This window comes from Sphingobacterium sp., from assembly GCF_032065005.1.
Lineage (GTDB): Bacteria > Bacteroidota > Bacteroidia > Sphingobacteriales > Sphingobacteriaceae > Sphingobacterium.
Genome location: NZ_DAMBMM010000002.1, coordinates 180,810 through 202,413, shown reverse-complemented (window position 1 = coordinate 202,413; position 21,604 = coordinate 180,810). Strand labels below are relative to the sequence as shown.

General features: G+C 39.1%; 19 protein-coding genes. 16 read left to right on the top strand and 3 right to left on the bottom strand.

Translation table 11 applies throughout. The features are described from left to right. The 8 genes from RT138_RS03610 to RT138_RS03575 all read left to right on the top strand — a co-directional run bounded on the left by RT138_RS03610 (window position 1) and on the right by RT138_RS03575 (window position 7,566). Complete coding sequence (locus tag RT138_RS03610) at window positions 1-1,272, top strand: sigma 54-interacting transcriptional regulator (protein ID WP_185213044.1); 1,272 nt, start codon at window positions 1-3, stop codon at window positions 1,270-1,272. Window positions 1,273-1,393: 121 nt separating this feature from the next. Further along, entirely contained in the window at window positions 1,394-1,804 is a 411-nt protein-coding gene (locus RT138_RS03605) for an LptE family protein (RefSeq protein WP_313189562.1), read from the top strand. Between the two features lie 20 nt (window positions 1,805-1,824). Further along, window positions 1,825-2,943, top strand: coding sequence for a hypothetical protein (locus tag RT138_RS03600; RefSeq protein ID WP_313189561.1), 1,119 nt, complete (start codon window positions 1,825-1,827; stop codon window positions 2,941-2,943). 13 nt (window positions 2,944-2,956) lie between these two features. Further along, window positions 2,957-3,337 carry a preprotein translocase subunit SecG gene (gene secG, locus RT138_RS03595; RefSeq protein WP_313189560.1) on the top strand — a complete coding sequence of 127 codons (381 nt, stop codon included), beginning with the start codon at window positions 2,957-2,959 and terminating at the stop codon, window positions 3,335-3,337. Window positions 3,338-3,573: 236 nt separating this feature from the next. Further along, entirely contained in the window at window positions 3,574-3,849 is a 276-nt protein-coding gene (gene groES / locus RT138_RS03590) for a co-chaperone GroES (RefSeq protein ID WP_185213040.1), read from the top strand. Between the two features lie 95 nt (window positions 3,850-3,944). Next, window positions 3,945-5,582 carry a chaperonin GroEL gene (groL, locus tag RT138_RS03585; RefSeq protein WP_185213039.1) on the top strand — a complete coding sequence of 546 codons (1,638 nt, stop codon included), beginning with the start codon at window positions 3,945-3,947 and terminating at the stop codon, window positions 5,580-5,582. A 135-nt stretch (window positions 5,583-5,717) separates the two neighbouring features. After that, entirely contained in the window at window positions 5,718-6,515 is a 798-nt protein-coding gene (locus RT138_RS03580) for a M90 family metallopeptidase (RefSeq protein WP_313189559.1), read from the top strand. A gap of 67 nt (window positions 6,516-6,582) precedes the next feature. Further along, the gene (locus RT138_RS03575) at window positions 6,583-7,566 is read left to right on the top strand and encodes an aldo/keto reductase (RefSeq protein WP_313189558.1); all 984 of its coding nucleotides are present in this window, start codon (window positions 6,583-6,585) and stop codon (window positions 7,564-7,566) included. A gap of 51 nt (window positions 7,567-7,617) precedes the next feature. Here RT138_RS03575 and RT138_RS03570 read toward each other — a convergent pair whose 3' ends face one another. Beyond that, window positions 7,618-7,845: a hypothetical protein gene (locus RT138_RS03570; protein WP_313189557.1), complete on the bottom strand. Its 228-nt coding sequence runs from the start codon at window positions 7,843-7,845 to the stop codon at window positions 7,618-7,620. A 396-nt stretch (window positions 7,846-8,241) separates the two neighbouring features. Between RT138_RS03570 and RT138_RS03565 the strand changes: the two genes are divergently transcribed. Both RT138_RS03565 and RT138_RS03560 read left to right on the top strand, forming a co-directional pair. Continuing rightward, window positions 8,242-10,548 (top strand): tetratricopeptide repeat protein, encoded by a 2,307-nt coding sequence (locus tag RT138_RS03565; protein WP_313189556.1) that lies wholly within the window; start codon window positions 8,242-8,244, stop codon window positions 10,546-10,548. Window positions 10,549-10,740: 192 nt separating this feature from the next. Next, window positions 10,741-11,859 carry an acyltransferase gene (locus tag RT138_RS03560; RefSeq protein ID WP_313189555.1) on the top strand — a complete coding sequence of 373 codons (1,119 nt, stop codon included), beginning with the start codon at window positions 10,741-10,743 and terminating at the stop codon, window positions 11,857-11,859. Between the two features lie 75 nt (window positions 11,860-11,934). Here the strand turns inward: RT138_RS03560 and RT138_RS03555 are convergent, their stop codons facing one another. Then, on the bottom strand, window positions 11,935-12,096 hold the full coding sequence (locus RT138_RS03555) for a hypothetical protein (RefSeq protein WP_185213033.1): 162 nt from the start codon (window positions 12,094-12,096) through the stop codon (window positions 11,935-11,937). Between the two features lie 360 nt (window positions 12,097-12,456). Between RT138_RS03555 and RT138_RS03550 the strand changes: the two genes are divergently transcribed. Genes RT138_RS03550 through RT138_RS03530 form a run of 5 tightly spaced genes read left to right on the top strand, consistent with a single transcriptional unit; the run spans window position 12,457 to window position 20,011 of the window. After that, entirely contained in the window at window positions 12,457-14,103 is a 1,647-nt protein-coding gene (locus RT138_RS03550; protein ID WP_313189554.1) for a ribulokinase, read from the top strand. Continuing rightward, on the top strand, window positions 14,096-14,788 hold the full coding sequence (locus RT138_RS03545; RefSeq protein WP_313189553.1) for an L-ribulose-5-phosphate 4-epimerase: 693 nt from the start codon (window positions 14,096-14,098) through the stop codon (window positions 14,786-14,788). The genes RT138_RS03550 and RT138_RS03545 overlap by 8 nt, the downstream gene beginning before the upstream one ends. A 29-nt stretch (window positions 14,789-14,817) precedes the next feature. Further along, window positions 14,818-16,314, top strand: a complete 1,497-nt coding sequence (gene araA, locus RT138_RS03540) for an L-arabinose isomerase (protein ID WP_313189552.1) — start codon at window positions 14,818-14,820, stop codon at window positions 16,312-16,314. A 31-nt stretch (window positions 16,315-16,345) separates the two neighbouring features. Beyond that, entirely contained in the window at window positions 16,346-18,043 is a 1,698-nt protein-coding gene (locus RT138_RS03535) for a sodium:solute symporter family transporter (RefSeq protein ID WP_313189551.1), read from the top strand. 15 nt (window positions 18,044-18,058) lie between these two features. Then, window positions 18,059-20,011 carry a glycoside hydrolase family 97 catalytic domain-containing protein gene (locus tag RT138_RS03530; RefSeq protein ID WP_313189550.1) on the top strand — a complete coding sequence of 651 codons (1,953 nt, stop codon included), beginning with the start codon at window positions 18,059-18,061 and terminating at the stop codon, window positions 20,009-20,011. Between the two features lie 12 nt (window positions 20,012-20,023). Here the strand turns inward: RT138_RS03530 and RT138_RS03525 are convergent, their stop codons facing one another. Next, on the bottom strand, window positions 20,024-20,737 hold the full coding sequence (locus RT138_RS03525; RefSeq protein ID WP_185217389.1) for an NrtR DNA-binding winged helix domain-containing protein: 714 nt from the start codon (window positions 20,735-20,737) through the stop codon (window positions 20,024-20,026). Between the two features lie 336 nt (window positions 20,738-21,073). On the opposite strand from RT138_RS03525, the gene RT138_RS03520 reads away from it, so the two are divergent. Next, window positions 21,074-21,514 (top strand): c-type cytochrome, encoded by a 441-nt coding sequence (locus RT138_RS03520; RefSeq protein ID WP_313189549.1) that lies wholly within the window; start codon window positions 21,074-21,076, stop codon window positions 21,512-21,514. Window positions 21,515-21,604: the final 90 nt, after the last annotated feature.

Sequence of the window (21,604 nt, the reverse complement as noted above, 5' to 3'; positions counted from 1 at the left end):
ATGGATCATCAAGATATTAAGAGCAGGTTTGGGATTATTGGGAATTCTCCATTACTAAATCGTGCGATCGATATTGCACGTCAGGTAGCACCTACCGATATCTCGGTTTTGATTCAAGGTGAAAGTGGTTCTGGTAAGGAAGTGTTTTCACATATCATCCATCAATTAAGTGGTCGCAAGCATGGTCCGTTTATCGCGGTAAACTGTGGTGCGATTCCTGAGGGAACGATTGATTCTGAGTTGTTTGGTCATGAGAAAGGTTCTTTTACGGGAGCCCATGAAGCAAGGAAAGGGTATTTTGAAGTCGTTGATGGAGGGACCATTTTCCTGGATGAAGTTGGTGAATTACCTTTAGGTACGCAGGCACGATTGTTAAGGGTCCTGGAGTCGGGTGAATATATCCGTGTTGGATCGTCTAAGGTTCAGAAAACAAATGTTCGCGTAGTTGCTGCGACGAATGTTGATGTTTATGAAGCAGTTAAGAAAGGGAAATTCAGGGAAGATCTATATTATAGATTGAATACTGTTCCATTGCGTATTCCAGCTTTGCGAGAGCGTAAGGAAGATATTGTGCTTTTATTTAGAAAATTCGTTGTGGATTTCTCTGATAAATATCGTTCACCAGGTATTCAACTTACAGAAGATGCGCAAGAAATGTTGCGTAACTATAGCTGGCCGGGAAATGTGAGGCAATTGAAAAATATTGCAGAGCAGATTGCCGTTCTAGAGAAGGAAAGGTTGGTCAATGCACAGATTTTAAGCCATTATCTGCCAGTTGAGACCCAAAGTACTACTCTTCCGATGCCATTAAAGGATCAGTCGAAGGAGAATTTCTCGGAAAGAGATTTGTTGTACAAGGTTCTGTTCGACATGAAGAAGGATATGGTCGACTTGAAGAAATTAGTCGTTGAATTGATGCAGAAGGGTTTCAATCAAGGAACCATGGATCAAAATTCTCCTTATATCAATCAATTGTATCAGGAGATCAGGCCAAGTTCTGCGGCCATTGGTTCAGAAGATTACCCTGTTAATCCAAATCCAACGATTACCATCCATAATCCAAATCAGCCGAATGGGAATGCAAATGATTATTTGTATGATACCCAGGATGTGGAAGAGGTAGAAGAATCATTATCTTTACTTGATAAGGAGTCTGATTTGATCAAGAAAGCCCTCAAGAAGCATAAAGGCAAGCGTAAAGCAGCAGCGCAGGAATTAGGGATTTCTGAGCGTACGCTTTATAGAAAGATTAAGGATTTGAACTTAGATTAATATGTCCAATTTTAAGAATAAAGGCAATTTCATTACATTTATTATTGCTGCTTTAGTAATACTTACATTTAATGGTTGCGGTGTAAAATATAGTTTGAGTGGAGGGTCGATTCCCGAAAACATGAAAACCTATTCGGTGGAGATATTTGAGAATATTTCGCCTTTTGTATCTGCGACCTTGAGCCAGACCTTTACGGAGGGCTTGAAGGAGCGTATCAGGACCCAATCTAAGTTGAGCCAAGTAAATCAGGATGGAGATGCTATCTTCTCAGGAGTGATCACCAACTATGCGATTACGCCTGCAGCGGTGGAAGCTGGGACAGATATGGCAGCATTAAACCGACTATCCATTACGGTTAAGGTAAAATACGTGAATAGGAAAGATGAGACCGGGGAAAGTGACTTTGAGGAGTCTTTTACGCAGTTTAAGGAATTTAGAGGACAGGTAAATAGCCAAGAAATGACCTTAAACCAAGAGATTGTCAAGATGTTGACTGAAGATGTATTTAACCGCGCATTTAATAACTGGTAAAAAAAGAGCCTTTGAATCACATGGATCAAGTATATATTTTTAGAAAAGCACTGGAAAACCCCATGGAAGTTAGTGTTGCTGATTTTGAGCAACTCCTGACCAAGTATCCATATTCCCAGCCTATAATATATGCCTATGAACGCAAGAAATTTTTAGAAGGACAAAGCATTGATAAGCAGCGGACTTTGATCTATGCCAATAATCCTTTTTGGCTACGTGATTATCTACAGAAGCCAATTGAGGTTATCCCTGAGATAGAGGTGGATTCTGATGATTATATTTCCTATGAGGAGCTTGATGGTGAGGGGCAGATAGAGGAAACGGAAGTTGAGGCTGTAGATGTGGAGAGTATCCCAGATGTTGAAGAGACTATAGCAGAGCCCGCCAATGATCTTGACGAAGTAGAAGAAGTAGAAGATGAGGTTGTTGAGCGTCAGGAAGAGGAAATAGAGGAGAAAGAGCCTGCATTTGAATTTGCTGCTGGGTATGATATTGAAAGGGAATATGCTGGGGAAGAGGAACTTGATATAGAGTCGGAAGAATTGGTTCCTGTGGAATCAGAAGAAGAAGTACCTGCTCAGGAAGAAGAAAATAAAAGAAGTCCGGAAGAGGATATCAGTCTGTACAATGATGAATTGATGCCATACAGTTTTAGATGGTGGTTGTATAAGACTAGGATGGAGCATGCCGATACCTATCAGCCTTTTTCTTCGCCTGTGTTGCCGAAACAACAAAAAGGGCAGTTTGATCCTAAAAAATTAGATGAGGCGATATTGGATCAGCAAATCAGGGAGAATATCTTTCATTTGCAAGATCCATCTGACAAGCTTAGTGATAAGCATAAAAAAGAGACGGTAGAGTTTAAGTCTACGGAGATGATGGATGAGGTGATTGAGAAGTTCATTCGCGAGGAGCCTCAGATCCAGCCTCCAAAGGCAGAGACCATCAATACTGAAAATAAGGCCCGTAGCAGTTCTGAGGACCAATTACAGGTAGTAACTGAGACCTTGGCGAACATTTACGAGACCCAGGGGATGTATGAAAAAGCGATCATGGTATTTAGAAAATTAATTTCGGATAATCCAGAAAAAAAATCGTACTTTGCGACCCGAATTAAAGAGATTGAACAAAAGTTATAATTGAAATATAGAAATGGACGTATTATTTATTATCCTAATTATTCTAGCAAGCTTATTATTAGCGTTTTTTGTATTGATTCAGAACCCTAAAGGTGGAGGTTTATCCTCAGGATTTTCTGGTGGCGCTAATTTAATTGGTGTGCAACGCACAGGTGATATTTTAGAAAAAGGAACATGGATTTTTGCGATTGCCTTAATGGTATTTTGTATTGCAATAAATATTATTGGTCCATCATCATCCAACACAGGTGGTTTGGGAGATCAAATTGAGGCGCCAGTTACGGCTCCTAACTTGAACCTTAATCCTTCGGCGACTCCTGCAACAGGAACTCCAACAGGAACTACTCAAACTCCGGCAACAGAAACTCCAGCTGCTACCGATACGACAAAGTAATCAGGCTTAATAGCTAAAGAAATAGAACCCTGTCTAGATTTAGGCAGGGTTTCTTGTTTTTTATGATTTAGAGGGATACGGAATTGGTGTCATGATGACATTAAGATGATGGTTAACTGACATGAAAAATGACAGTTAATGCAAAAATGGCAAAATATTTTGCTTAATTTCAATTGGCATAGTTAGTGATGCTTTTGAGTTACGTAATCGAAAAAAATAAAAATTGATATACAATTATGGCATTAAGTATTAAACCTATCGGAGACAGAATAGTAGTTGAGCCTGCTCCAGCAGAAGAAAAAACAGCATCAGGTATCTATATTCCTGACACAGCGAAAGAAAAACCATCCCAAGGAACAGTTGTAGCAGTTGGTGCTGGTAAACCTGAAGAACCATTGACTGTAAAAGTAGGTGACAAAGTGTTGTACGGCAAATATTCAGGTACAGAGATTACCTATGAAGGAAAAGAATATTTAATTATGCGCGAAGCTGATATCTACGCGGTTCTGTAATTAAAAAATCAACGATAAAAAATTAAAACACAGTAGGTTTTGGGTTTGAGATCTATTGAAAAAACCTAACACCTAAGATTCAATTTCATATAACAATGGCAAAACAAGTAAAATATAATGTAGAAGCGCGCGACGCCCTGAAAAAAGGTGTTGACACACTTGCAAACGCAGTAAAAGTTACCTTAGGTCCAAAAGGTCGTAACGTAATCATTGAGAAAAAATTTGGTTCTCCAGCAATCACTAAAGATGGTGTTTCAGTTGCGAAGGAAATCGAATTGAAAGATGCTCTAGAAAACATGGGCGCACAAATGGTTAAGGAAGTTGCATCTAAGACTGCTGACCAAGCGGGTGACGGAACAACTACTGCTACTGTTTTAGCTCAAGCAATCGTAGCTCCAGGTATTAAGTCGGTAGCTGCTGGTGCAAATCCAATGGATTTAAAACGTGGTATTGACAAAGCTGTTGCTGCTGTAGTAGAGAACTTAAGATCTCAATCACAAGTAGTAGGTGCTGACAACAATAAAATCAAGCAAGTTGCTTCAATTTCTGCAAACAATGACGAAGTTATCGGTTCATTGATCGCTGAAGCAATGGAAAAAGTTGGAAACGACGGAGTAATCACTGTTGAAGAAGCAAAAGGTACTGAAACTGAAGTGAAAACAGTAGAAGGTATGCAATTTGACAGAGGATACTTATCTCCATATTTCGTAACTAACTCGGATAAGATGGAAGCGGAATTAGAAAGCCCTTACATTTTGATCTATGACAAGAAAATCAGCAACATGAAAGAGTTGTTGCCAATCTTGGAAAAACAAGTTCAAACTGGAAAACCTTTATTGATCATTGCAGAAGATTTAGACGGAGAAGCATTAGCTACTTTGGTAGTAAATAAAATCCGTGGTTCACTGAAAGTTGCTGCTGTTAAAGCTCCTGGATTCGGTGACCGTCGTAAAGCAATGTTGGAAGATATCGCTATCTTAACTGGAGGTACAGTAATTTCTGAAGAGAGAGGTTTCAAATTAGAGAATGCTGAATTATCTTATTTAGGACAAGCAGAGAAAGTTGTTGTTGACAAAGATAACACAACTATCATTAACGGGGCTGGAAACGTGGAAGACATTAAGGCACGTGTTGCCCAAATCCGTTCACAAATTGAAACTACAACTTCTGACTATGATCGTGAGAAATTGCAAGAGCGTTTGGCTAAATTGTCAGGTGGTGTTGCAGTTCTTTACGTTGGTGCTGCATCAGAAGTAGAGATGAAAGAGAAAAAAGACCGCGTTGATGATGCTCTTCACGCTACGCGTGCTGCAGTAGAAGAAGGTATTGTTGCTGGTGGTGGAGTTGCTTTCATCCGTTCAACAGAAGCTTTGGTTAACTTAAAAGGCGAAAACGAAGATGAGCAAATCGGTATCGATATCATCAAACGTGCTATTGAAGAGCCATTGCGTCAGATCTGTGCAAATGCCGGTATTGAAGGTGCAGTAATCGTTCAAAAAGTTAAAGAAGGAACTGCAGATTATGGATACAATGCTCGTACAGACAAGTTTGAGAACTTGATTTCTGCTGGAGTTATCGATCCTACTAAAGTATCACGTGTAGCATTAGAGAATGCTGCTTCAGTAGCTTCCATGTTATTGACTACAGAGTGTGTACTTGCTGATGAACCAGAAGACAACCCAGTAGGTGCTGGCGGTCCTCCAATGGGCGGTGGCATGGGTGGAATGATGTAATCATCATCCCTTAATAGATATAAAAGAGCTTTCCAATTGGGAAGCTCTTTTTTTGTTTGTTCCAAAGCGTTTATTACCGACTTCAACGCATCATTATTTGTATATTAGAATTTGTGCTACCTCAATTTAATTTATATGGAAACTTATAATATCATTGCTCTTCTTGTTGTCTTTTCAATTGGTATTGGATTAGCAGTCTACATCTGGAAAAAAGTGGGCAATAAAAAGGTGGTCAACAAGGTAATTCCTGACGAAAGTGAAATAGAAAATGTGCTTCGAGAAAAAGTGAACTTCTTCAAGCAATTGAATGAAACTGAACAGGGTAAATTCATCAAGAGGGTTTCCTATTTTTTGGCTACCACAAAGATCTCTCCGGAAAAAGGTGCCGTGATCAATGATGAACATAGGATTCTGATAGCTGCCAGTGCCACCATTCCCCTCTTTCATTTTGAAAATTGGTCGTATGAAAACTTAGATGAAGTCCTCGTCTATCCAGGAACATTCAGTGAAAAGTATGATATTGAAGATGAAAAAAGAAATATCCTGGGGATGGTAGGAGATGGTGCCATGCACAGAAAGATGATCCTATCGCTTTCAGCATTGATGGCCGGATTCAACCAAAATGGGGAAAGCAATACTGCTATACATGAATTTGTCCACCTTATTGACAAGGCAGATGGAGAGGTGGATGGAATTCCGGAATATTTAATCCCCAAAAGTTTGATCCACCCATGGTTGGAAGAGATGCAAGCTACCATTTCAGCCATCAGAAGGGACAAGTCAGATATTCGAGATTATGCTGCAACAAATCCAGCGGAATTTTTGGCGGTCGTTTCGGAATATTTCTTTCAGAAACCTAAAATGTTGAAATCAGATCATCCGGAACTATATTCCATGTTGAATGAAATATACAATGGAAATAAAGAAGAATAATACTAAACATTTTTAATTAATGTGCTGTTGTTTAATTGAATAGGTCAAAACAAAAAATTAAAATATTATGGAATACAGGTATATAGGAGACAGTGAGATCAATGCTTCAGTAATCACATTTGGGGCTTGGGCCGCAGGTGGATGGATGTGGGGGTCGACCGATCGTAAAGAAGCCATTGAGGCTATTGTGGCAGCCTACGAGGTGGGAGTGACCACTATTGATACAGCTCCTATTTATGGACAAGGAACTAGCGAAGAGATTGTTGGAGAAGCCCTGAAGGATATCCCAAGGGATAAAACCCAAATCCTGACTAAGTTTGGGATGCGCTGGGATTTAGCGGAAGGTGATTTCGCCTTTCACAGTAAGAAAAATAATGGTGAGGATATTGAAATCTATAAATATGCTGGAAAGGATAGCATTATTTATGAATGTGAACAGAGCCTAAAAAGGCTTGGGACAGATTATATCGATCTATATCAGATCCATTGGCCGGATTCAACGACCCCTTTGGATGAAACCTTTGAAGCGGTCGCCCAATTGATCGAACAGGGAAAAATCAGATATGCTGGGGTTTGTAACTATAATGCCCAATTGATGGCTGAAGCGGAAAAGACCTTGCCACTGGTTTCTAACCAGATCCCTTTTAGCATGGTGAACAGGGCGGTGGAGGAAGAGACCATTCCATACTGTATTAAGCAGAATAAAGCCGTTCTTGCCTATAGCCCATTGGAAAGAGGTCTTTTGACCGGTAAGATCCATGTTGTTCATCAGTTCCAAGAGGGCGACCATAGAGCTAAACATCCGCACTTCCAACCTGATTTTATCGAGAAGACTAACATCTTATTGGAGCGAATAAAGCCACTGGCAGATGATAAGGGAGTTACCTTGGCGCAATTAGTCCTCCGCTGGACGGTTGAACGTCCTGGTATTACGATAGCCTTAGCTGGCGCAAGAAATGCCCAACAGTCTGTTCAAAATGCGAAGGCCATGGATTTCAATCTAACCCAAGAGGAATTGGATTTCATGAATGCTGTTGTTGATGCCTTTTAATCTTAAAAAGAATAATATTGAACGTTATTGATCTACTTAATAACGTTCAATTTAACTGATATCCTTTAACACAGTAATCTTATTTTCTGGGCTGAATTCAAAGATGGATTTTCCGTCGAGTTTGATGCTGTCTCCAATATTCAATTCTGGTGAAAGGTCCTTAGACAATTTAGCAGTGTACTCAATAGTGATTTCGGAATAGTTTTCGAAGTGTTCCATGGCGGTAATCTTTTGATGTCGCTCAGAGAAAAATGATTTTGCCTGTTCCGCCTGATTCATAAATTCTTGTTACCCCACAAGTGAATCAGTTACATTTCCATTTGCTATATTTTCGAACAGAAGGTTTTCATCTAAATCTCTAGACATCATTTCTGTGTTGAAACTATTATAGCCGTTAATATAGTTCTTGATTATTTCTTCCCTGCTATTCATGTTGAACTTTCGAATTAGTGATCGAATTAAAGATAAGAGAATTCTCTTTTAATATAGCTCATTTTTGGGCTCGTTTTTATTGAATTGGCTTTCAGATAGTTGAAAAAAGAGGTATATTATGAATATGTTAACCTTTAAAAACTTTGAAAATAGCTATAATAAATGAGGCTTAACTTTCGTATTTTGCTTTAGGAATCAAATTTGATTGAAGCTTAACATGCTTTTAGCATTAAAATTTAATAGATGAGTTACGAAGAATTAGAGCAGTTGTTTTATGCTGGGGAACTGGAGATGTGTATCGAAAAGGGGGAGGAATTTTTATTGGATAATCCCAAGGATACGGATGTACTTTACCTGATGTCGATTGCCCATCATGATTTAGGTTTAGAAGCGGGGCCTGAACAAGCATATAAAGCGATAAAAAAGCAGGTAATTCCATACCTCAAGCGTGTACTGAACTATGAACCTAACAATCCAAAGGTTTTATATAATCTATTAAATTATCAGCTAGGCAATCAATATGTGTTGGAGCAAATTGCTAGACCCAATGTAGACCTCAGGCAGAGTAATAAAGCTGAACTTCTAGGATATGCCGAAAAACTCAAGCAAGACCCGCTCAACAAAGTTTTTGGATTTGAATTCGAAATCAAGATATATGAGATCTTAAAAGAAGATGATGCTCTTCTGAAGTCCTTAGAAGAGGCAATTGCATTCTTCGAGATCGAGTTTGCAGATTTCCGGGAGCTAAAGGACCGTAATATCTCGATCTGCTGGATAAAGAAGGTTTATCTTTTGGACAGGGATGGAGTAACAGAGAAAGCTGAGTTGCTGGAAATGATCGATAAGGGAATTTTTCACTTTGTTAGTCCTCAGGATCTTGAATATCTAGATTTAGCAGAGATTGCTTACCAAGCAAATGGAATGGACGTTGCTTTAAAAGTAATGTTGAAATTGATTAAAGGAGACAATCATGAACCCGAGGTTCTCGAAGGTTTTGTGAAATGGCATCAACGATTTAAGGAGCAAATTGAACTCGGTTATAACAATCCGGATGTTTTCTATTATCAGTTGATTATTGAAAGGAACTATTATGAGTCATTGAGTGTTCCAGAGGATTATTACTATCAACATGGATTGGAACTCTTAGGGAAATATCCGAATAACTTTGCTGCTAATCATTTCGTTGGAACTTATTTATATGAGATGGGCAATTTTGATGATGCCTATTCTATTTTGAAGAAAGGGGTTAGCATTCATCCTGATGTGACCACCTGGAGGAGGATGGTAGAATCTCAATTGTTGTCCACCGGCTTGGTTGAACAGGATGTTCCTTTGTTTTCAAGTTTACCTAGGGATATCTATAACGAAGGGGTTAATTTGGATGACTTTCTGAGAAATATGGCTGAAGATGCAATAAAAGAAGGTTTGAGGCTGTTGGATGTAAAGCTTTATCAGCAGTCCTTTGATGCATTTAGAAAGTATTTTGAAGATTTTGCATTCGAAAGTGACTTTTATGGTGATGAACATTGCTGGGCCATGTGCTGTAACAACCTGGCAATCGTGTATACTGCATTAGGCAACTATCCTGCTGCTGTTTCGGTAGCAGAGGAAGGGTTAAAACATTCTGAATTCCCAGAATTAAATCATACCCTAATTGATGCCCTTTTGAAACAAGAAGATTATCCCAAAGCCCAGAAAGCCCTAGAAAACTATTTCAGTATTTACGATGAGCAGAGTGCATCGTATTATAGGCACTTACAGCATAAAGCGGATTGGGTGATTGTAAACCATAAATTAGAAATGTCCTCCGATATTAAAGCTGAGGCAGAGGAACTCCTGTTCCAGATTTACGAACATTATTTGGAGAACCCAGATATTTCCGATTTTGATTTCAGGGATTTTGAAGCAGCCAAAAATACCGTTGAATCCATCTTGTACCATGAATTTGAACATAAATCTGCATTGGAAAGACGTGATTACTACTTAGCCATAGCTGAGAAGTATCCCGATGAAGCGAATCCCCAATTTAATTTGATGCAGGCCTATAATGAACTGGGGGATTATGAACATGTGAATAAATCGGCAAGACTTTATCTGGAGAATAAACAATCCTTTCTGTTGAATGACTTTGACAAGGCCAAAACCATCTATTTAATTGTCAAAAGTCATTATCTAGTTGGCCAATACAGGGAAGGGGCGGCGATGTTCAGTGATTATGATGCCTTTTGCCTAGAAGCAATGGAATGTAATGAATATGTACTATGGTTGAGCTATGGTATCAAGCTATATGACAAACAAAATGACCTCGGCCAAGTGAATGTAATGGTCGATCGTTTTCAAGAGATCTATAAGGTGGAACAATGGGCTTATGATAGTCTTTCTGAGGAGGTTTTATTGGCAAAAGCCCATGTAAATTATCAACAAGGATATCTTAAGGAAGCCCATAAAATATTGGATTATATTTTATCATATGATGACCATGATGCCATTGCAGAACATTTTAAACAAACTTGGAAAAAACCAGGCTTGTTATCCAAATTAGGGTTTTAGTAAACTCCTAAAAATCACTATGTTTTTTCGGTAATGACCTATTATGCAACATGTTTTTATGTGTAATATTGCATTACTTTTGGAATGAATTAAAATCACACAGAGGGGTTTATCCTTTATGCGCCCTTATTAATACGCCAAAATTAACTATTAAAGAATTTTTCTTTTAATGTACATCGTTAATTATTCAATATGAATAGTGAAAAGCTGTCGAAAGTTATCGACACGATGAGAATGCCCTTGATATTTCTGGTGGTAATTGCTCATTTGGCTCCTTTTGCATATCCTACCATAAAGTTCAATATTTCCGCCAATGATACCTATGTCTTGGTCTCGGAAATGTTTTCCCATCATATTGCGAAGTTTTCAGTTAGATGCTATTTTTTGGTTTCTGGCTTTTACTTCTTCAAGAACTTTTCTGGAGATGTACTTCCTTTCTATAAAAAACAGGTTAGAAGCAGGTTTAGGACGATAATTAGCCCTTATATTATTTGGAATATCATTACTGGAATCGCGATATTCTCTAAGAATTTTATTTTCATCAAGCTAGGCAGACCTGTTGATGATGATTTTAGGATCCTCATGAATGCTGGTTTCTACCATAATATCTGGGAAGTACCGATAAATTTTCCATTATGGTACCTGCGAGATCTAATAGTTATGGTATTGATTTCCCCGCTGATAGTTTATTTTATCAAGTATTTCAGGGCTTATGGAATCATGGGTCTGGCCATTCTGTATTTAGCATTTATCGAGATCCCAGTTCCGGGATTTAGCATGACCGCCATATTTTTCTTTAGTTTAGGAGCCTACTTTTCTTTGGAAAAAAGAGATATGCTCAAGCTCTTTAATAAGGTTAAATATCCAGCAATGATTTTGACATTTCTTTTCCTTTATTTGGCCTTAAGAGCCAGTGGGACTGATTATCATGAATATTTTTTAAGAGTATTTATTTTAGCTGGCGTTATTTCCATATTCAATTTATTCGCCTATCTCAACAACAATTATGAGGTCATGAACAAACTGACAGGCTTCAGTTCGCTTTCCTTTTTTATTTATGTGTTCCATGAAATTTATATCATAGAATGGTTGAAAGGCTTTTTCTTCAATCATCATTTATTTGTTGAAGGCTGGGAGCGGTTTTATGCCTACTTAATCATTCCGATTTTGTGTGTTGCCATTTGTAGCTTCATCTACTATATGTTGATGAAAATGATACCTAAAGTTTTTGTATTCCTATTAGGAGGAAGAGTTCCAAGTTATCAAAGAATAGTTTCAAATAACTCAAACAATCTTTTTAAGCTAGGATAGCAAATACTAGAAAATAAAAAAAGCGACATAACCATGTCGCTTCCTATCGAATCAATTCTTTTCTTTGAGCTGGGATTACCAATCAATATTACGATTGTCATCATCTTCTTGGATCCATTGGTCTTCCATAAATCCATTTTGATTCATTGGATAAACCTTTGCCGATCCTGCCGCAATTCCTTCTTCAGTATATATCAAAGTAACCTCAATCTTAGGTTGCTTATATTCCTTTTTCATTTTTATTCTTTTAATAGCTGTGTGTGTTCTATTATCACTAACAAATAGTTGGGTGACTATTGTTGAGAGTACAAATTTAATGCTATTGAACTTTCCTCAAGGTTTATTCTAGCTATTAAGTTTTAATTGTAGTGTATGGTCTACACTAATGAAGCGCTATTTTATCTCTCGAATAAATAAATAATTAAGAATTTGAAAAAACTACCTAGCGATAAAATATATTTTGAATAAATAAGTGTTAAAATGACGTTAATTAAATATTTTTAATATATTGCATTGCGAAATGTGAAAATTTCATGATTCAACCCGCTGGTTTGAACAATTATAAACTATCAACTTCAACATCAACAGAATTACAAAATGCGAGGAAATTATGTCATAGGGATAGATTTTGGTACAGATTCCGTACGCTCTATTTTGGTAAATGCTAATAATGGGGAGGAAGTATCTTCCGATGTGTTTTACTACCCTCGATGGGCCAAAGGTCTTTACAATGATCCTGAAAAGAATCAGTTTCGACAACATCCGTTAGATTATATCGAGGGAATTACTGCGACGATAAAGAGATGTTTAGAACTGGCGGGACCTGAGAGAGCTTCTCAAGTAGTTGCTATTTCAGTTGATACCACGGGATCCACTCCGATTGCCATCAATAAAGAGGGAGTTCCTCTTTCCTTACTGCCAGAATTTGCTGAGAATCCAAATGCAATGTTTATCCTTTGGAAAGACCATACCGCAGTTGCAGAGGCAAAAGAAATAAATACACATGCAGAAAAGTATGATAATAACTACCTAAAATATGTTGGCGGCGTTTATTCTTCGGAATGGTTCTGGTCTAAGATATTGCATATTTCCCGTGTTGATGAAAGAATTCGCGAACACGCCTATACATGGATAGAACATTGTGATTGGGTGCCTTTTTTATTGACCGGAGGAAATTCTGCGGATGAGGTAAAGCGTGGAGTCTGTGCAGCGGGTCATAAGGGTTTATGGGCAGAAGAATATCAAGGGTATCCTCCAAGTGAATTTTTCGAGGAATTAGACCCCATTCTCAAGGGACATGTCGAGAAGTTAGGAACAGGAACGTATTGTTCGTCGGAGTCTGTTGGGAAACTATCAGCAGAATGGGCAAAAAAGCTTGGTTTGAGTACCAATGTCAGTGTTGGAGCTGGTGCTTTTGATTGCCATATGGGTGCCGTGGGTGGAGAAATAGAGCCTTATTTCCTAAGTAAGGTAATGGGAACTTCAACCTGTGATATCTTGGTTGTCCCTGGCGAGCTCGATTTTACCTTAGAAGGCATTTGTGGACAGGTTAATGGTTCTGTTATTCCTAAAATGACAGGTCTTGAGGCTGGACAATCTGCATTTGGAGATGCGTATGCCTGGTTTAAGGATCTTTTGATGTGGCCATTGATAGAATTGCTGGGCAAGGATCATGAACAGGTTAAGCAAGCTGAAAAAAAGATTATCCCTATGTTGAGTGAGAAAGCAAGTGCCATTAAGCCCAAACTTTCTCAGCCAATGGCAATAGATTGGCTGAATGGCAGAAGAACACCATATGCGAATCAAAACCTAAAATCAGCTTTTTTTGATCTGAACCTATCAACTGATGTAATCTTATTGTTCCGTGCTGTCGTAGAGTCGACCTGTTTTGGAGCCAAGAAAATTGTTGAATGCTTTATAGACCAGCAAATTCCTGTTAAGGGGATTATTGCTTTAGGGGGAGTGGCGAAAAAGTCTCCTTTTGTGATGCAAATGATGGCTGACATCATCAATATGCCGATTAAAGTCCACAAATCTGAGCAAACCTGTGCCTTAGGAGCTGCCATGTTTGCAGCAGTCGTAGGTGGTATTTATGAAACAGTTGAAGAGACTATGGAGAAAATGGGTCAAGGGTTTGATGTGGAATACCAGCCTAATCCAGAACTTGCTCCTATCTATGCCGAACGATATAAGAAATACAGCCAATTATCGGATTTACTAGAAAACAACCTTTACCATGTATAACAGAATTAAACAGGAAGCATACGATGCCAACATGGAATTACCCAAGCTAGGCTTAGTTCTATTCACATTTGGAAATGTGAGTGTCGTAGATCGGGAAAATAAGGTTTTTGCGATCAAACCAAGTGGGGTGCCTTATGAAGACCTAAAACCATCCGACATGGTTATAGTAGACTTTGATGCGAACATTATCGAAGGCAATCTTAGGCCTTCTTCCGATACGAAAACCCATGCTGTGCTTTATAAAGAATGGGATGAGATAGGGGCCATTGTTCACACGCATTCCACCTATGGGACAGCCTGGGCACAGAGCAACAGAGATATCCCTATCTATGGTACAACCCATGCAGACCACCTGACCAAGGACATCCCTTGTGCTCCTCCAATGCAGGATGAGGTGATCAAAGGGAATTATGAACATCAGACAGGATATCAGATTATCGATCATTTTAGGGACAGCCGTTTAGATTATAAGGAAGTTGAAATGATGTTGGTTGGCAACCATGCCCCTTTTTGTTGGGGGAAGGACGGTAAAAAGGCAGTTTACAATGCAGCCGTACTGGAGTATGTGGCAAAGATGGCTTTCCTGACCGAACAGATTAACCCTGATGTACATCGAATGAAGGATTCCTTAATCAACAAGCACTATGAAAGAAAGCATGGAAAAGATGCTTACTATGGACAATAAATCATCAATAAACCTCAAAAAATAAATACATGCCTACCTTAAAAAACCTAGAAGTTTGGTTCATCACTGGAAGTCAAGATCTGTACGGAGAAGAAACATTAAAACAAGCCGCAGATCACTCTAAGGAAATCTCAGCCTACTTTAATGATCATTCCAATATACCGGTAAAAGTAATTTTCAAGCCTATCGTCAGAAATTCAGAAGAAATATTCGCTACAATTTCAGCAGCAAATGCAGCTGAAAACTGTATTGGGCTAATCACCTGGATGCATACGTTTTCTCCTGCCAAAATGTGGATAAGAGGCCTGCAGGCCATGCAAAAGCCTCTTTTGCATCTTCATACCCAATTTAACCGCGATATCCCTTGGGATGCCATAGACATGGACTTTATGAACCTAAATCAAAGTGCACATGGCGACCGGGAATTTGGCTTTATAGTGTCAAGAATGCGAATCGGAAGAAAGGTCGTGACAGGCCATTGGCAGGATGAAGAAGTCATTTCGCAGATCAATGTCTGGTGCAGGGCAGCTGCAGCGTGGCATGATTGGCAAGGAGCTAAATTTGTTCGTTTTGGAGATAATATGCGATATGTAGCAGTTACTGAAGGTGATAAGGTTGAAGCAGAGATTAAATTCGGATTCTCGGTTAATACCCATGGCATCGGAGATTTGGTCGCTGAAATAGATCAGGTTTCGGAAGCCGCGGTAAATAAGCTTGTGAGGGAATACGAGCAAGCCTATGTACTTGCAGAGGATGTCCAAGAAAACGGTAAAAACAGAAAACAAGTTGTTGAAGCTGCAAGAATTGAACTTGGCTTAAGATCATTCTTGGAAAAGGGAAATTATAAAGGTTTCACCGATACTTTTGAGGACCTGCATGGTATGTTGCAATTGCCTGGGTTGGCAGTACAGCGTTTGATGCAGGACGGGTATGGGTTCGCTGGTGAAGGAGATTGGAAAACTCCAGCCATAGTAAGAGCGTGCAAGGTAATGGCAACAGGTTATGATGGGGCAAATGCTTTTATGGAAGATTATACTTACCACTTCGACCCTAAGAATGAAATGGTCCTTGGTTCCCATATGTTAGAAGTAGATGCTTCATTAGCTGCAGAAAAGCCAAGATTAGAAGTTCATCCGCTAGGGATAGGCGGCAAATCAGATCCAGCAAGGTTAGTATTTAACTCCAAAGGAGGAAAGGCCTTGAATGCTGCTTTAGTGGATATGGGCGACCGTTTTAGATTAGTGGTGAATACCGTAAAAGGGGTTGAAGTCAAGGAAAAGCTTCCAAAGCTGCCTGTAGCTCGGGTACTTTGGCAACCAGAACCAGATATGAAAACTGCCTGTACAGCCTGGATATATGCGGGTGGGGCGCATCATACCGTTTACAGCCAGAATTTAACCACGGAATACTTGGCTGATTTTGCCAGAATCGCTGGATTAGAATTAATCGTCATAGATGAATCCACAAATCTTAAAGATTTTGAGAATAACCTAAAATGGAGTGAAGCTTTCTTCAAACTTCAATAAGCAACAATAACCAATAATAAACCCTACAATCATGGAAAAATTCGCAACAATTGACTACGTCATATTCTTGATTTACTTTATCGTAGTCTCAGGTTATGGATATTGGATTTATAGAAGGCAGAAATCAGCAAGTGAGAGCAGTAAGGATTATTTCTTGGCAGAAGGATCCTTGACCTGGTGGGCGATTGGAGCCAGCTTGATTGCCTCCAATATCTCTGCTGAGCAATTTATTGGAATGAGTGGCAACGGCTTTACCGTAGGTATCGCGGTTGCCGCCTATGAATGGATTGCGGCCATAGCTCTGATTATCGTTGCGGTATGGTTTATTCCCGTCTATCTCAAGAACAAAATATTTACCATGCCTCAGTTCCTGAAGCAGCGGTATAATGAAACAACGGCCCTCATCATGGCCATTTTTTGGTTGTTCCTTTATGTTTTCGTCAATCTTACCTCCATTCTATACTTAGGAGCGTTGGCCATCAGTAATTTAGGTGCTGGTGAGAACTTCCATATTATCATGCTCGCCCTTGCGGTATTCTCCGTGATTATTACCCTTGGAGGAATGAAGGTTATTGGATTTACGGATGTAATACAAGTTGTGGTACTGATTATTGGAGGATTGGCAACCACTTATGTGGCATTGACCCTCGTTTCTGATCATTTCGGATTAGGAAAGGACGCCTTAGCGGGCTTTAAACAATTGATGGTGGATTCTCCCAAGCATTTTAACCTGATAGTGGATAAACCAACAGAACAGAGTACACAGGAAGAGATCAATAAATACCTCATGCTTCCCGGCATAGGCATGTACCTTGCGGGAATCTGGATTGTCAATTTAAATTATTGGGGTTGTAACCAATATATCACCCAGCGTGCTTTAGGAGCCGATTTGAAGACCGCTAGAACAGGTATCCTATTTGCCGGATTCTTGAAATTATTGATGCCTATCATCGTTATGCTTCCGGGGATTGCTGCTTATGTGCTCTATAAAAACGGAGCATTGCAGGAAGAAATGGCTCCAGGAGGAAATTTCAATCCTGATAATGCCTACTCCGCAATCTTAGGATTCCTTCCAAACGGCATGAAGGGGCTTTCCTTAGCCGCCCTCACTGCAGCCATAGTGGCTTCTTTAGCAGGAAAGGCAAATAGTATAGCGACCATCTTTACCATGGATATTTACAATAAATACATGGATAAGAATGCCTCAGAGAAGAAATTGATTCGAGTGGGTAAGATTACCATTGTGCTGTCCATTATAGTTTCACTGTTATTTACCTGGGATGATCTATTGGGAATTGGCGGAGCCGGCGGTTTTACCTTTATCCAGAAATATACCGGTTTTATCTCTCCAGGAGTCTTCGCTATGTTCTTATTGGGTATGTTCTGGAAAAGAACTACCGGCGCTGCAGCCATTGCAGGTTTGATTACCGGATTTGTTCTGTCGGTCGTTTTCAACAACTATGCACCTACTTGGTTTGGACATGAAACCTTCCTGTATACGGCATATCCTAACGCTCAAGGCAACTATGAAATTCCTTTTCAGATTTGTATGGGTCTTGCATTTTTATTTACCATGATCGTGATGGTTTCCATCAGTTTATTGGGACCTAAAATTAATCCTAAAGGATTGGAACTGGACAGGAAGATGTTCAAGCTGGAGCCTTCAGTTACTGTTATGGTGGTTATTACGATTCTCCTTGTAGGAGCATTGTATGTTAAGTTTTGGTAATAAATTAAAAGAATCATGATATTGACCTTATTCTCAAATTCCACATCCTGTATGCATGGATTCTTTATGTTCCTTGTTGTATTAAGTGTTGGCCAAGCACATGCCCAGCTCGAAAGCCCAAACGGAAAGATCAAGGTCGATATACAATTGAATGAAAAGGGTGAACCTTCCTATGCAGTGAAATTTGAGGATGCGGTCGTTTTAGAAAGATCTAAATTGGGATTGATGGTAGGTGATGAATCATTTTCTTCTGATTTATCCCTTTTAAATAAATCCAAAGTAAATACAATAAATAAATCTTATGAAAGCTTAAATGCCAAACGAAGAATAAATAAGTATCGAGCAAACGAACAAGTTATCAGTTTTGTAAATAAAAAAAACCATCAGCTAAATATCCGATTTCAAGTTTCCGATGATGGTTTGGTATTTCGTTACGAAATCCCCCAAATAGATCATGAAAAAAGGTTGCTGAAAACAGAAACAAGTTCCTTTAAGTTTCCTGAGACTGCCATTGCATGGTTGCAACCTATGGCTATTGCAAAGTCTGGATGGGAACAGACGAATCCTTCCTATGAGGAACATTATTATCAAGAGATTAAAGCCGGTACAGTTGAGCCAACCCAGACAGGATGGGTTTACCCTGCACTTTTTAAGGTTGGAGATATTTATGCCCTAATTTCTGAATCTGGTTTGGAGGCAAATCATGCTGCCAGCAGGTTGGATCCTGATTCTGAAAATGCAGAATACAAGATAGCCTATGCAGGGATTAAGGAAACCATCATGAATAAAGAATTGGAAACTGTGCTTGAGGGCGATTTCCGGAGTCCTTGGCGTGTAATCGCAATAGGAGCCTTAAGTACCCTAGTAGAATCCACCTTGGGCCTGGATATCCTTGACCCAGCCATACAGATAGACCAAAGCTTTATAAAACCTGGAAAGGCTTCATGGAGTTGGATCAACAGCAAAGACGAGTACATCATATTTGATGAGCAGAAGAAATATATTGATTTTGCTGCCGACATGAATTGGCAATATTGTTTGATCGATGTGAATTGGGATAGGAACATAGGTTATGAAAAGATCCAAGAACTAGCCGATTATGCGAAAGAGAAGAAAGTGAGTTTGATCCTATGGTATAATTCTGCAGGAGATTGGAATACTGTCGGCTATACCCCTAAAAACAAACTGTTAACCTCAGAGTCGCGAAGAAAGGAGTTTTCCAAACTTCAGGAAATGGGCATCAAAGGTGTGAAAATTGATTTTTTCGGGGGTGATGGTAAGTCTGTGATTGCCTATTACCATGAAATCCTTCGTGATGCCGCAGACTATAAACTACTGGTGAATTTCCATGGAGCTACCTTGCCACGAGGATGGTCTAAAATGTATCCCCATCTAATGACAGTTGAGGCTGTGCGGGGATTTGAAACCGTAACATTTACCCAGGAAGATGCCGATAGACAAGCCGAGATTTGTGCCACATTGCCCTTTACCAGGAATGTATTCGACCCCATGGATTATACCCCTATGAACCTGTATAAGGTGAATGCAAATGTCCAGAGAAAAACTACCTCAGCTTTCGAACTGGCAACCTCTATTTTATTTTTGTCAGGAATCCAGCATTATGCAGAATCTCCCGAAGGTATGGCTCATATCCCAGAATTTATTAAGCAGTTCCTACGTGATCTGCCTTCAAATTGGGACGATGTCAAATTTATCCAGGGTTATCCTGGTAAAGAAGCCGTGATTGCTAGGAAGTCTGGAAATAGGTGGTATGTGGCCGGAATAAACGGAGAAAACATGGAGAAAAAGATGACTATAAACCTTTCTGGCTTGGCAACAAAGGGGAAGGTAAAACTTATTACGGATGGCAATAGCATTGCCGAATTTAGCACACAGGATTTTGATGTAAAAGATCAAAAATCTATAACGGTCAAGCCTAATGGCGGGTTTGTAATGATATTAGATTAAACGATATTAGCACTATATCCCCATATCTTGCGCCGACCAGCTTGGCAGGTACCTTAGGAATGACATGATCTGATCCTTATAGATATCCTTATTCAACACATAATAAAAGGCTCCTTTTTTAGAATTTTCCTTATCCTTTTCATTCAATTTTATCAACAGGTTTGATGAAAGCAACTTTCTGTTGAAATTCCTTTTATCGATCACAATATCATAAACAGCTTCATAGAGACTGGAAATCTGTGGTAAGGTGAATTTTTCAGGTAAAAGTTCAAACAGGATAGGGTATAGGGCTGCCTTGCTCCGCAATAAGCGTTTTGCAGTATTGATCATTTCCACATGGTCAAAGATCAGTGTTGGATAATCGTCGATAGGGAACCATTTCGCTTTGAATTCTTCAGAGAGGATATGTTGGTACTCCTTACTATCTATTAGTGCAAAGTAGGTAATACTCACCACACGGCCATGTTTTTCTCGATTGGGTTTTCCAAAAACGGCTGATTGTTCCATGTATACATCTTCCAATCCTGTCAATTTGTACAAAATCCTTGATGCAGCCTCATCAGGACTCTCATCAGGCTGAACAAATCCACCCATTAAACTCCAATTGTTGATTTCAGGTTCAAAGCCTCTCTTGATCAATAGGATTTGTAAAGATTCACCATCAAACCCAAAAATGATACAATCTACTGCCAGGAGCGTGCTTGGTTCATCCTTATAAAATTCCATATACTTTTTTTCCACTAATCTAAATTTGGCATTTTCGTCTTGTGAACCAAATTGCTGTCTAGCCAAAATACAAAATTTAATTAAAAATATTAAAATTCAATTGATGTGGTATTTTCTTGCTTATGTTTAAAACTTTCCTGTTTGATCAAAATACGCCTTTTCTGCCCCTCAATTATTAAAATCCTGTTATAATTGGTTAAATTAAGGTAAGCGACTTTCTTTTCTATTTTCCTTTAAATTATTTATTAAATTAGGTAACCTAAACCACGCTCAAGTCAGCATAAAAGTAATGTAAAATGGAGATGCTTATGTAGCCTTCGCTTTACCTGATAAAAAATGAATGGTTCACTTAAAAATATCATCCATGTTCTGGTCTTTTCGATCCTTTGCTGTTCTTGTCAGGAAAGGATCGAAAAGAATAAGCAGGATAAGCGTGTTGATTCTATCAATCTGCGTTCGCAATACATTCGTGCCATTGCTGGGGAAGATGAGAGGGTAGATTCTGCCACTGTTCAAAAAGGGGAGGTGTTGCTGTCCTATTCAGATTGTTATACCTGCCATAAAGAAAATAAAAAAGTGTTAGGCCCCTCTTTTCAGGATATTAATCTCCGTTATCCACGGCAACAGGTTTTCATTAAAATATTGGCCCAACGGATCATACATGGAGGCTCAGGTGCTTGGGGGCATGTAGCGATGAAAGCACATCCTAAATTATCCGTTCCAGATGCTGAAGCTATGGCTACTTATATACTTTCAGCTCCTTCAAGCAGCAAATAAGCCTCTCCAATCATTCTGCTTGTAACGTAATAATTACCGGAATTTTTCCCTCAATCCATTTTAACCTTCCTTTTATTAAAAATTAATACT